A 12,368-nucleotide genomic window follows, 5' to 3' on the forward strand; every position below is an offset into this window, starting at 1 on the left:
GGTTCAGCCGGCTTCCTCTCCGGCGGCGAGCGGGAGCGTCACGGTGAAGGTCGTGCCCTCGCCGAGACTGCTCTCGCACCTGATGGTGCCGCCGTGCCGCGCGATCACCGTCTGCACGATGGCGAGGCCCAGACCGGCGCCTCTGGAGCCTGCGGCGGCAGGGCCGCGTCGAAACCGCTCGAACAGGGTGGCGACCATCTCGGGCGCCATGCCGCCGCCTTCATCCCGAATCAGGCACTCCGCCACCGGGCCTTCGCCGCTGTCGCGGCGGCGGACCGTGCAGGCCAGCCGTCCGCCGTGCGGGCTGTGCTTCGTCGCATTGTCGAACAGGTTGATGAACGCCCGTGTCAGCAGCGAGGGCTCGCCGGACAGAAGCAACTCCTCGTCCACGCGATTAACCTCCACCTCGAGATTCTTCTCGCGAATCTGGGGCCAGAGCTCGTCGATGGCATCGTCGACGACGTCGACCAGGTTGAGGAGGAGCGGCTCGTAGCTGAGCGTCTCCGCGCGTGCGAGATGCACGATGCCGTCGGCCAAAGCGAGCGTGCGATGGGCGTAGCGTTCGATCCGCTCGGCGAGCGCCGGCGCGATGTTCTCCGGTTCGGCGCTGGACGTGAGCGCGAGGATCGACGCCTGCGGGGAGCGCATGTCGTGGGTCAGATAATGGAGCATGTCGTCGCGCTGCCGCTGGGCGATGCGGATCGGGCTGATGTCGCTCATGCGGACGATCCACCCGGCGGGACGTCCGCTCTCGTCGTGATGCTCGCTCGACAGGATGTCGAAGATCCGGCCGTCGGGAGCGACGGCCTCCTGCCGCTTGCCGGCGCCGGGCGGCGGCCACAGCGAAAGGCCGCTGCCGTCGAACATGGGCTCCAGCCGGTCCAGAAGGTCCGGGAGCCGCGGCTCTCCGCCGGTTCGGTGAATCGTCTCGAGCAATTCCTGCGCGCATCGGTTGGCGAGGGTGATCGCGCCCTCCTTGTCGACGACGAAAACCGCATCGGGGAGCTGGTCCATGCTGTCGGACACGAACCGCCGCATCGCGCGCAGCTTCGACACCGCCTCGCCCAGCAATATGGCCTCTCGCGTGACCGGATCGGTGGTGACGGTCGGGTTCGTGACCGAGGGCAATATGTCGGGCTCGGCCCGGAGCCGTTCCAGCTCGCTGACCATGTAGCCGCTCACGCCGACCAGTCGTCGCCATCCCCACAGGGGGTAGACCAGCACCGGGCCGATCAGCGCGGGGACAGGGGGAATCCAGATCCTGAGCCAGTGGAAGGCGGCCGCGCTCAGAGCGAGGATCAGCAGGATCAAGGCCGGGAGCACGACCAGCGTCGTCCGCGGCCGCAGCTTGCGCAAGGCGAGCAGCAGCAGCCAGAGCGGCGCCAGCGCGAAGAGCGCCCGAAACCACGGTACGGCCTCGTCCGCCAGGTCGCCTCTCAGGAGGCCGTCGAGCAGGTTCGCCTGGATCTCGACCCCGGACATTCCGCCATCGCGGTCGCTCAGCGGGACAGGATGCCGGTCGCCCAGTCCCGGCGCCGTCGCACCGACGATCACGATCCGGTCCCGCAGCAGCTCGGCCGGAAGTTCTCCCCGAAGCACGGCATCCGCCCCGATGGTCGGGAAATGGCCGGATGGGCCCGCGAACGGGAGCAGGATGATCCCGTCGCGGCCGGCGGCGGGCGCGCCTTCGGCGCCGACTTGTGCGTGGCGCCGCACGAGATCCATCAGATGGGGCCACTCGGCGGCGCCGTCGCGTTCCGTCAGCCGCACCCGGCGGATCTTGCCGTCGCGGTCGGGGATGAGGTTCACATGGCCGGTGCCCGACGCCGTTTCGCGAAGCGGCGGGACCGGCTGGATGGCCTCGAGCGGCGAGCCGGCCGTTCCGGTCTGCTCGAGAAGCAGCGGGAGGAAGACCGGCCCGGCTCGGCCTATGGCTTGCCCGAGCCGCGCATCGCCCGGCGCGGGCTCCAGGAATAGGACGTCATAGGCGATGGCGCTCGGAGCGCCCTCGGCGATATGCTCGATCAGTTCGGCATGGATTTCGCGCGGCCATGGCCAGCGGCCGACCGCCTGCAGGCTGCGATTGTCGATGGTGACGAGCAGGATGCGCGGATCCGGCTCGTGCGTCTTGAGGTGGAGGAGCGCGTCATAAGCGAGGTCGTCCATCCTCTCCGTGGCGCGGCTCTGGGCGAGGAAGATGACGAGAGCGCTGGAGACGATGGCGACCAGCCACCATTCGGCGGTGAGGCGATGGAGCCGGCCCGGGAATCTCATTCGTCCGGGGTGATCGTCAGCTGCTCCATCGCCGACCATTTGGCGAAAGCGGAACCGTCGACGAACTGGACGGACATGACCCGCCAATAATAGGTGCCCTCCGGAAGGTCGGTGACGACGAAGCGCCCGGTGGTCAGGCCGGCTTCGTCGACCATGGGCGTCGCGTCGGGCCGGTCCTTCATGAGCTGGAACCGATATTGGCGGGTGCCCGAGCCCTCGACGATCCAGCGGAACAGATATTCCCGATATCGCCCGGCTTGCCGCTGCTCCAGCGCTGTCTCGATCTGCTGGAGGCGGCGCTGGAAGCTGTAGGTGGCGGCCAGGCCTTCGAGGCCCTGGGCGTCGAGGGCGGATGCGCGGACGAACCAGGTGCCGTCCGGCACCGGGGGCAGGGTCACGTTCGGCGTTTGGGCCGTCTCGTCGGCGGCCACGTCGAGAAATCCGGCGTCACGCGCCACCTGGACGCGATAGGCCGCGGCATTTTCGAGCGGCTCGACCTCGAAGTTCAGCTCTGGCTCGTCCTGCACCTTGCCTGGCCGCCGCAGCTCCGGTGCCGGCAGGAGCGGCACGGGCGGCGAGGTTCCGGCGGCCGTCGACACGGCGCCGAAGCCGGCGGCGAGCGCGACCGGATCCGCTTCCGCATTCGCGGCGACGGCGACCGTCCCGTCGATCACTTCGGTGGCCGCGCGAGCGCTGTCCGGCTCGAAGCGGGCTCGAAACTCGGTCCCGCGCACGGCGGAGACCGAGACCGGAGTCGAGATCCGGAATCCGTCGTCCTCGTTCTCCGCCGGAGTCACGACGGCGCGAGTCCGGCCCGCCTCCAGAGCGAACGAACGTTCGATGCCGCCCGTCAGGAGCACGCGGCGCAGGCGACGCACGCCGACGCGGCTGCGCGAAGGCAGGGACACGGTCGATCCGTCCTCGAGGCGGAGCGACACGAAGGCGTTGGCGGCCGTCGAGATCTCGTCGCCTTCGCTAATCTTCGTGCCTTCGGCCACGGCGACTTCCCGGCCGCCTCTGGTGACGCGGACCTGCCCCCGCATCGCGATCACGGTCGCCGTCAACGGTTCGTGGCGCAGCAGCGCGCGCGGGATCCGTAGGGTTCGTCCGACGGGCAGGCGGTACGGGTCTATGACCCGGTTGAGCCGCTGCACACGAACATAATCGGCCGTCCGGACGAAGTAGCGCTGGGCCAGCGTGTAGAGATTGTCTCCCTGCCGGGTCGTATAGAGCACCGGGTCGGCAGGACCTGGTGGAGAGGCGGCCGACGCGGCCACGGGAAGCAGGAATGCCACCAGCGCCGCGATGATCGCCCCTCTCGTCATGCCGTTCCCTCCCCGATCGCCTCCAGCCGGTATCCGTAGGCGTAGACGGGAACAAGCCTGAAGCCGTTGCTCGCCCTAAGTCCGAGCTTCGTCCTCACCTTGGAAATGTGGGCGTCGAGGGTGCGTGTCTGCAGATCGGGATTGGATCCCCAAAGCGCCTCGAAGATGTAGGAGCGCGACAGCGTCCGGTTGAGGTTGCGGAACAGCATCAGCGCCAGCGCGAACTCCTTGGCGGTGAGCTGGATCGGCGAGTCGCGCACGGTGGCGGTTTCGGTGCGCGTGTCGAAGGCATATTCGCCGAACTTCTCCGGTCCGGTCGAGGGCGGCTCCGGATAGACTCGCCGGCACAGCGCCTCGATCCTGGCGAGCAGCACCGCCGGCTGGACCGGCTTGATGACATAATCGTCGGCGCCGGCCTTGAGCGCCGCGACGATATCCTCTTCGGCCGTGCGGCTGGTCAGCACCACGATCGGGGGGTGGCGCGTGACATGCTGCCGCGACCAGCGGATCACGTCGAGACCGGACACGTCCGGGACGTTCCAGTCCAGCAGCAGGATGTCGACCGTCTCGCGCGACAGGAAACCGATCAGCTTCTGCCCACTGTGGAAGACGAAGCTGCTATGTCCCGCCGTTGAGAGCAGTTTCTGCAGTTGATCGGCCAAGGCCGGGTCATCCTCGAGAATGCCGATCCGCATTGCCCATGTCTGTTTCTTGATGTCGTTGAACTCTCCGCAAGGCCATCCGCAGCTCGAAGATCGAGCGGGATCGCGAACAAGGCCGTTGCGCCCCATAGCAGGCTTATCGCCGTTGCTAGCGGGACGGCACCGGCATTTCACACTCCTTTACAATTTCCCGTTTGGCGGCGGCGTCCGACCGCGCGAACGCCTCCCGCGAAGCGGTGGCGTTCATGGCAAGCGTCGAGCCATTTCAGGACGACGGCTCGCGCCTGCGGGCGAGGCAGCGAACCTGCCGCCTACGAGACTGTAAAACAATGCAAAAGCGGCGAACCGATACTTAACGTTGGCGGCGCGTCGGTTTAATCTGCAGCTATGGACAGGGCATTGCTACACCGGCTGACCAATCAGGCCATGGCATGCAGGAAGCTTGCCTGGTCCATGGGAGACCAGAAGGCCAGCTTGCTCCTTCACGAAATGGCTTCCGAATGCGAGCTTCGGGCCATGCGCGTGGCGAGCCGCTTGCCGGCCCACTCTGCCGGTCACCCCTCGACCGGCGCTCGGCCGGAGCCGGGCGGCGGCTGAAGCGGCGGCGCCCCGTCCTCGCTGCGCTGGCTGTCTCGACGGGATTTCGCGTCCGCGTGGCGATCGCTGAAAGGCCCTGTCTCGCCCGCAATAGTCTTTGTCGGCTCGGCGCCTAGCGCTGGCGGCAGCCCCGGCGGAAATTGGACTTCGGAAAGGGGCCGTGGCGACGATCGGACGTCCTTCGATGCGCCTGGTGGGCTGCCGCCGCCGGGAGGCGATAATCGGCGAAGCGGTCCCTTTGGTCCAAGCAAGGAATGGCCCGATGTCCCGAACTTCGGAAGGCCGCCCGCTGGGGTGGTTCACCGTTGCCGCGATCGCCTGTGAGTTCGCGGCGACCACCGTCCATCATGTCCATGGAGGGATCGCCTTCGATTCTTTGGGCCGCTTGTACGCGGCGGCGGTCTTCGCCGGCATCTTCCTGCTCACGCTCCTGTCGAACGGCCCGACCGCAAGCAGGCCGCGCCGCATGCTCGCGACATTGCTGGCGGCACTGTTCTGGGTCGGCCTGCTCGGCCTGTTCGAAGGCGGCTATAATCATGCCTGGCCGGTCTGGCGGCAGCTCGTCGGATCCCCTGTCGCGGACTTCCGGCCCGACCTTCTGTTCCAGACGACGGGCGTGGTGACCTTCGTTGCGGCGCTGGCTGTCGCCGCCGGCCTGTCCCGGGACTGGTGGTCGGGTGTCACCGAGGGCCGACGGCAGGACCGATCGACCAGGCGCGTCGCGGCGGCGGGGCCGGACTGACCCGCACTTCGCCCGGCTCGCTCTTCTCCGGCCGGCGCCGGGAGGGTGCGCGGCTCACCCTTTCGGCCGGCGAGACCTGCCGAAATAGGCTTTGGGCGTCAGGCCGGTCGCGCGCCGGAACATGGCGATGAAGTTGGACGTCGAGCTGAATCCCACGTCGAGGGCCACGTTCGTGACGGCCTCTCCTCGGGCCAGCCTCTCCATGGCCGCGTGAAGGCGGACCTGGCGGCGGAACTCGGTAAACGGCATTCGCGACTCCCGGGCAAAGGCGCGCGCAAGCGATCGGGTGGTGGTGCCGAGTTCGCGCGCCCAGTCTTGCAGTTGCCTTGCGTCGGACGGATCGGCGCGAAGCGCATCGGCGATCCTGACGAGGGCTGGATCGGAGGGTTCGGGAAGCGCCAAAGGCGGCTGAGGCTGCGGCGAAATCTCGCCGAGGAGGAGCGAGTCGATCTTCTCGCCGATGGTGGCGCCGGGATGGTCGTCCGCGAAATCGGTCATTGTCAGGATCAGCTCGCGCAGGAAGGGGCTGATCGGGACGATGCCGCTGGCGTTCGGCATCAGGCCCGCGAGGCGCCGGCAATAGACGCTGTGCATCTCCAATCCGGTACGGGTTTCGACCCGATGCTCCTCGTGGGCTGGCACCCAGCAGCCTCGAAGCGGCGGCACGACCCAGGCTCCCGAGCGGATATGCAGGGTCATCACGCCGCGGCTGGGATAGATGAGTTGCCCCAGGTCGATGGCGTGCCATTCGCTTCGAAAATGCGGCGGATAGGTGGTCCGGATCGCCACCGGGCCATCGGTCGGCGCAGGGCCTGAATGCGCGGAGGGGGACGCCGTCACTGTCCGATCCTCAACGGTCTGTGTCGCACCATGGGCTATCGGGCTCGGGAAGGGTCGGGTCAAGTCGGGCTGCCGGCGACGTGGACATTCGCGCCGACGAGTGGAGACCCGAATGAACGATGTAAACAGCGCAAGATCGGCTCGCGATGCCCGCGTCGATGGCGCGAACGGCCCTTCGGTCGCGGCCCACAAGGTCTACAAGGCCGAGTTCCTGGCGCGTGCCGCCCAGATGGACCCCGAATCCCTGCTGGACGTCGGGTGCGGGGCGGGTGCGTTGCTGGAGGCCGTGCGCGCCGCCGGTTGTCGACGCTGCGTCGGCCTGGACGTCGATCCGGACTCGGTCGAGGCGCTGCGGCGGGCGGGCTTCGAGGCGCAGGTCGCCGCCGCCGAGGCGCTGCCTTATGCGGATCGAAGCTTCGACGTGGTGACGTTCGAATATGCCGCCCACCATCTGACCAGCCTCGACGTGGCGCTGCTCGAGGCGAGCCGGGTGGCGCGGCGGGCCGTGCTGGTGCTCGATCCCTGGTATGATGCGACGATACCGTCTCAGGGCGTCGCGCTGGCCTACGATCTTTGGAGCAAGTCCATCGATCGCGCATCGGGCATGGTCCACAATCCCTGCCCCTCCGCCTTCGATCTCATGCGGCCGTTGCAGGCCGCGGGGTGGTTCGCCTTCGATGCGACCCATCGGCTTGTCCTCGGCAATCTCCCGCTCGGCATGGTCGAGCGTGACGGGCGGCGCCATCTCGACCGACTGCAGGGCGATCGATCGGACGCGGCGGCTGGTCTCGACGCGATACTGGCCCGCGCGGCCGTGGACGGGATCAGCGCGGACGGCGCGTTGATGTTCGTCGCCACGCGCGTCTGCTGAGCTTCTTCTGCCGAAGACTCCCGCAGCTAAGTTCAGGCCCCGGACCGGGCGAACGCGCCGCTGAAGCGCTCCTGCTCGACCAGCCGCGCCCGCCCGTAATTGTTCACGAAGCGGCCCGGCCCCCGAAGGTCGGTCGACCAATGGTTCCGGCGAACCGTCGCCCCGGCGAATTGCCCGACCAGATCGTCGCCCTCGCCGTCATGGCCGGACCGGGCGACGAAGACTTCATTGTCCTCGAATCGGTGATTGGGGTTGGCGCAGCGGAAGAGATAGGTCTGGCGGAAGGGCTGCGGCGAGCGCAGCAGGAAACGGTTGTGGTGGATCCACGTGTTCGGCTGCTGCCGGCTGAGGTCGAAGACGGGGCCCCAGCCCGGATTGTCGCCGCTCCACACGCCTCCGCTCACCTCCAGGTTGACGTCGGTCCCGAACTTGCGATGCGCGCCATAGCCGGGGGCGATCTGGATATTGTGCCAGTTTCCGCCGCGGATGCGCGCCTGCGCGCAGGTGAGGATCATTCGGCTCCACGGGCTGCCGGTCCCGCTGCAATCGATCAGCTCCACCAGGGCGGCGGTGGTCGGATTGCCCGCGGCGACGGGGGCGCCGCGATTATTGTCGAACCGGCACCGCTCGGCCCTGAATTCGGAAGGGACGTCATATTGGAGAGCTGGCTCCACGTCGACGCCGGCGCCGGGCGCGCGAAAATAGTCGCCGCCGGTCCTGCCCGTCTCGCTGAAGGCGCAGTCGGTCGCCACGACCGCTACGGCGCCGGAATTGGTCAGCCCCTGGCGCGCATTGTTGGTCAGGCGGACGTTCGTCAGCCTCACGTCCCGGCTCACCCGTCCGCCGCGCCCGCGTATGTACACGCCGTCTGCCGTGAAATGGTGGACATGGATATCCTGGAGGCGCACGCGCGAGCAGCCGACGATCATGATCCCGTGCCCGGGCCCCTCCGCCACGCGGCGATCAGCCGTCGTCATGCCGGCATTGCCGTTGAGCGTGCCGCCGCGCGCCAGGACGTCGGAACAGGCTTCGAAATGCAGGGGGACGACGGCATGGGTGGACGAGTGGGTGCCGCGGACGTCTCCACGGCGATGAAAGTCGCCTTTGACGTCGATCGTGGCGCCGTTCAGGTCGATGGTCAGGCCGTTGCAGCCTCTGAAATCGATATGGCCGACGCCGCTCCGGCTGGGCGTGCGGGTCGAGAGGAAGCGGTCGATCCGATAGGTCTTCCCGGCCCCGAACCGGACGATCCCGCCGCCGGCGCGGCTGACCTCGGCGGCGAGGCGGACCAGGGCCGGATAATCGTCGGCCCGCCCGTTTCCGGCCGCCCCGAACTGCTCGGGCGTGAATTCCGTTCCCCGTTGCGCCGCACAGGCCGTGGAAGCAGGAAGGAGGCTCGCGCAGGCCAGCGAGCCGATCATGTGCCGCCGGCTCAGCATATCGCGTGCCGGCCGGTTGGTACCGGCGCCGGAGACCATTCGTCGGCTCGGCACAAGCGGGGGGTGCCCGAGGGCGGAATGGAAGAGACCATCATTATGCGTCCTGCGGATAGTTCGACGTCGTCACGGGCTCGTACCCCAGAAGTACGCTCAGATCCGAATCCGACGTGGATAAGATGCCTGTTTACGACGAGCAGAGATGGCTCAGCGACGGGACGATCCGGCCGGTCGGCGTGACCGCGGCGCCGCTTCACGGAAGCGCCCCTCACCACATCGGTCCGATGCGCAACCGGTCGAGGTGATCCGACCAGAGCTGCACCCCCCGGAAGGTGCAACGCATTATCTGCGCAATTCTCCAATCGTGCCCATCTTGTCCCCAACAGGATATCGTGGCACAATCATGACAGTTGCACTTCCCGGGAGGCTTCCATGCATTCGAGCGGGTGCGTTTTTACGGCGGCGGCGCCAAGCCGCGACCGTCCTTTGTCCTCTCGGCCGCATGCGACCTGTCATTCGGTTCGGCCCTGATGTCGCTCGGCGTCCCCGCCTCGGTCGGTCTGGGGGAATTCGCCTCCGCTCGACGGTCCGGATGTGCCTCGCAAGGCAATCGCTCCCGGCTTTCCCTGCCGCTGCTTTGGCCGGTCCACGATGACGGGCGAAGCACCAGGTCGGCCGGCAGCCGCAGATTTGAACAGGGAGTCCTGGCATGAAACTCGTACTGACGTTGGCCCTCCTGGCGCTGCCGCTGCCTTCGATGGCTCAGACGGCCGCCGCCGATACGCCGCTCCAGACCGCGGGAGGCGTCGCCTACCATCAGCCGGGCGGTTGGACCCGGAGCGTTGAAGGCGCCGCCACGATCTTCGCCGCACCCGAGGGCACTCTTCAGGTTGCCGTGGTGGAGGTCGGCGCCGCGGCGGACGCGAGCGAGGCCGCAACAAAGGCCTGGGCGACCTTCAAGCCGAACGTCGCCCGCACCGTGCGTCTCGCTACGCCCGAAGCGCCCGGAGAGGGCTGGGAGGAACGCGTCGCCTTCAGCTACGAAAGCGCGCCGAGCGAGCAGCGGGTGAGCGCCGCCTTGGCGCTGCGCCGGGGCACCGACTGGACCGTCATGATCACCGACGGATCGGAGGCGATTGCGAACAAGCGCTCCTCGGCCGTGAACCTGATTCGACAAAGCCTGCGCCCCGCGGGCTATGAGCGCGAGAACTTCGCGGGCAAGGAGGCGCATCCGCTGACGCCCGAGCGGGTGCAGCTGTTGCGCGACTTCGTCGAGGAATCGGCGCGCGCGCTCGAAGTGCCGGGCGTTGGCCTGGCCTTGATCGACGATGGCGAGGTGGTCTGGCAGGGGGGAATCGGCGTGCGTGCCCTGGGCTCCGACGATCCCGTGACCGCTCGCACCAAGTTCATGATCGCCTCCAACACCAAGGGGATGGCGACCTTGCTGCTGTCGGTGCTTGCCGACGAAGGCCGGCTGAGGTGGGATCAGAAGGTCACCGAGCTTTATCCCCCATTCCGGCTGGGGAGCGACGAGGTGACTCGATCGGTGGAGGTTCGCCACCTGGTGTGCGCCTGCACCGGCCTGCCGCGCAAGGATTTCGCGTTCATCCTGGCCGACCGCGGTGCGCCTGCCACCGACACGTTCAGGCAGCTGGCTCTCACCCAGCCGACCAGCGGCTTCGGGGAATTGTTTCAGTACAACAACCTCATGGCCTCGGCGGCAGGTTATCTCGGCGGCCACCTGGCCTATCCCGGTATGGAGCTGGGCGCAGCGTTCGATCTGGCAATGAAGACCCGCATCTTCGATCCGCTCGACATGAACGATACGAGCTTCGACCTGTCGTTCGGAGAAAGCGGCGACTGGGCGCGCCCGCACGGCTACGACGTAGATGGGCGGATGACCGTGATGTCGAACCGCTTCAACCACCTGGTTGAGCCGCATCGCCCGGCCGGCGGTGCCTGGTCGAGCGCCGCCGACATGGCTCGCTATGTCCAGCTTGAACTCTCGAAGGGCCTTACGCCCGAAGGCCGTCGGCTGGTGAGCGAGGCCAATCTGCTCGAACGGCGCCGGCACACCGTGTCGCTGGGAGAAAACGCCTGGTACGGAATGGGCCTGATGGAGCGGATCGAATGGGGCATACCCGTCGTCACGCACGGCGGCACCCTGCAAGGCTATCACAGCACCTTCTACGCCCTGCCGGAAGCGGGGATCGGGGCGGTCATACTTACCAACGCGGATACCGGACCGGCGCTCTTCGCGCCGTTCCTGCGCCGGCTTCTGGAGGTCGTTTATGATGGAAGACCTGAAGCGGCGCAGGCCATCGCACCGGCCGCCGCCCGGTTGAAGGCGGCGAACGCCGCCCGGCGTGAGCGGCTGACGATCCCCGGCGATCCCGAGGTGCTCGCAAGCCTCGCCGCTGCCTATCGCTCGCCCGAGGGCCTCAATCTGACGATCGCCGACCGGGATGGTGGGAAGTATCTGGTTGCGGGCTTCATCGAGGGACCGGTTGCCACGCGCCGAAACTCCGACGGCACCATGTCGATCGTGTCGGTGGCGCCCGGCGGCATCGGGGTGGACGCTTTGGTCGGAACGAGCGAGGGCAAGCGTACGCTTCTGATCCGCGACAGCCAGCACGAATATCTTTACACCGAGGTGGAATAGAGTCGGCGAAGGGGAGCGGTGCGGCCGGTCACCGTTCGGCACAGAAGAAACGCGGAAAATTGCGGTTTCTAAACCTTCGCGAAGCGCCTTGGGAGGCCCTGAGACAGGGGGATGGTGCCCAGGGGCGGAATCGAACTTGGCTATATGATACTGATATCAAAGAAGTAAACTTGGAGACCTGGCCCGCATCTACCATCAAATGTTCCATTGGTCGGCAATCCGACTGCGGTTCGATTCCCCGCTTGCGGCGAACCGAGGTGAATTTGCGATCACCTAAAAATCCGCAACGGCTGCCCTCCATTCGTGCCGCCCATGCGTGCTGGCCGCCGTGGGCTGAAGCGTCCCGCGGCAAATTCGAACTGCGGTGACTCGGTTCGGGAGCGGAACATTCCGCTCACCAGAGATGTCAGCCTGTGTGGAGTTAATATCTGGTCGGGAAACGAACCCGCTCCGCGGGATCGGTGCGGGCGATAAGGGAACGTGTAGGGTCGCGCCCGCTCGCCTAGGTTAAGCTATGTCCGGCGCGGACAGCGCGTTTCGGCTCCTGCAATCAGAGGAGTCAATCGATGATCGGATCGATCCCCGATTGCCCGGTCAGCCGCTTCGCCAGCGGCTAAAGGATTTCGCGACCAGCATTGCGCTCCTGTCGGCCCGGCCTGCGCGCTCGCTTGGATCCATTGCGCGAAGCCGCGAGCCTAACCCACGGCCTATATCTTTTGGTCTACAGGGTTTCCCACAGGCTTATACAAAATCCGAATCGACATAGTCTATCTTCTTGACTCGACTCGGCACCGCGAAAGCCGGGATAGTCAACATGCTGTTAATCAAGCGAGTCGGGTGATTGCCTCGCTTCGGGCGGCACCCACAGCCTTCCCGTTACTCCGGAAGGCTATGCGGGGGAATGGCGTAACCGATGAAATCGAACGCGAGGACTGATTCCTTGCGAGGAGTCGTGCGCC

The 12,368-nt window shown here is 67.0% G+C and carries 9 protein-coding genes; 4 read left to right on the forward strand and 5 right to left on the reverse strand.

Annotation, left to right across the window (positions count from 1 at the left end):
• Positions 1-3: 3 nt before the first annotated feature.
• From EKM57_RS21125 to EKM57_RS21135, 3 genes are read right to left on the reverse strand one after another with little or no spacing between them, the layout of a single operon-like run.
• Entirely contained in the window at positions 4-2,274 is a 2,271-nt protein-coding gene (locus EKM57_RS21125) for a CHASE2 domain-containing protein (protein ID WP_165357598.1), read from the reverse strand.
• Positions 2,271-3,599 (reverse strand): FecR domain-containing protein, encoded by a 1,329-nt coding sequence (locus tag EKM57_RS21130; RefSeq protein WP_129794523.1) that lies wholly within the window; start codon positions 3,597-3,599, stop codon positions 2,271-2,273. Before EKM57_RS21130 ends, EKM57_RS21125 begins: the two co-directional genes overlap by 4 nt.
• Positions 3,596-4,294, reverse strand: a complete 699-nt coding sequence (locus tag EKM57_RS21135; protein WP_129794524.1) for a response regulator transcription factor — start codon at positions 4,292-4,294, stop codon at positions 3,596-3,598. The genes EKM57_RS21130 and EKM57_RS21135 overlap by 4 nt, the downstream gene beginning before the upstream one ends.
• Before the next feature lie 826 nt (positions 4,295-5,120).
• Between EKM57_RS21135 and EKM57_RS21140 the strand changes: the two genes are divergently transcribed.
• On the forward strand, positions 5,121-5,600 hold the full coding sequence (locus EKM57_RS21140; protein ID WP_129794525.1) for a hypothetical protein: 480 nt from the start codon (positions 5,121-5,123) through the stop codon (positions 5,598-5,600).
• Between the two features lie 54 nt (positions 5,601-5,654).
• On the opposite strand, the gene EKM57_RS21145 is transcribed toward EKM57_RS21140, so the two are convergent.
• Positions 5,655-6,440, reverse strand: coding sequence for a helix-turn-helix domain-containing protein (locus tag EKM57_RS21145; protein WP_206185531.1), 786 nt, complete (start codon positions 6,438-6,440; stop codon positions 5,655-5,657).
• Between the two features lie 112 nt (positions 6,441-6,552).
• Here EKM57_RS21145 and EKM57_RS21150 point away from each other — a divergent pair, with 112 nt between their 5' ends.
• Positions 6,553-7,311 (forward strand): class I SAM-dependent methyltransferase, encoded by a 759-nt coding sequence (locus EKM57_RS21150; protein WP_129794527.1) that lies wholly within the window; start codon positions 6,553-6,555, stop codon positions 7,309-7,311.
• Between the two features lie 32 nt (positions 7,312-7,343).
• On the opposite strand, the gene EKM57_RS21155 is transcribed toward EKM57_RS21150, so the two are convergent.
• Positions 7,344-8,750 (reverse strand): right-handed parallel beta-helix repeat-containing protein, encoded by a 1,407-nt coding sequence (locus EKM57_RS21155; RefSeq protein WP_206185532.1) that lies wholly within the window; start codon positions 8,748-8,750, stop codon positions 7,344-7,346.
• Between the two features lie 167 nt (positions 8,751-8,917).
• Between EKM57_RS21155 and EKM57_RS22720 the strand changes: the two genes are divergently transcribed.
• Positions 8,918-9,052, forward strand: a complete 135-nt coding sequence (locus EKM57_RS22720) for a hypothetical protein (protein WP_256386927.1) — start codon at positions 8,918-8,920, stop codon at positions 9,050-9,052.
• Between the two features lie 404 nt (positions 9,053-9,456).
• Positions 9,457-11,409, forward strand: coding sequence for a serine hydrolase (locus EKM57_RS21160; RefSeq protein ID WP_206185533.1), 1,953 nt, complete (start codon positions 9,457-9,459; stop codon positions 11,407-11,409).
• Positions 11,410-12,368 lie beyond the last annotated feature (959 nt).

Source organism: Sphingosinicella sp. CPCC 101087 (assembly GCF_004151485.1).
In the GTDB taxonomy this organism is placed as follows: Bacteria; Pseudomonadota; Alphaproteobacteria; order Sphingomonadales; family Sphingomonadaceae; genus Allosphingosinicella.

Excerpts from the sequence above, each read along its gene's own strand:
- EKM57_RS21135 (WP_129794524.1), bottom strand. The coding sequence starts at position 4,294 with ATGCGGATCGGCATTCTCGAGGATGACCCGGCCTTGGCCGATCAACTG.
- EKM57_RS21150 (WP_129794527.1), top strand. The coding sequence starts at position 6,553 with ATGAACGATGTAAACAGCGCAAGATCGGCTCGCGATGCCCGCGTCGAT.
- EKM57_RS21140 (WP_129794525.1), top strand. The coding sequence starts at position 5,121 with ATGTCCCGAACTTCGGAAGGCCGCCCGCTGGGGTGGTTCACCGTTGCC.
- EKM57_RS21155 (WP_206185532.1), bottom strand. The coding sequence starts at position 8,750 with ATGCTGAGCCGGCGGCACATGATCGGCTCGCTGGCCTGCGCGAGCCTC.
- EKM57_RS21160 (WP_206185533.1), top strand. The coding sequence starts at position 9,457 with ATGAAACTCGTACTGACGTTGGCCCTCCTGGCGCTGCCGCTGCCTTCG.
- EKM57_RS21130 (WP_129794523.1), bottom strand. The coding sequence starts at position 3,599 with ATGACGAGAGGGGCGATCATCGCGGCGCTGGTGGCATTCCTGCTTCCC.
- EKM57_RS21125 (WP_165357598.1), bottom strand. The coding sequence starts at position 2,274 with ATGAGATTCCCGGGCCGGCTCCATCGCCTCACCGCCGAATGGTGGCTG.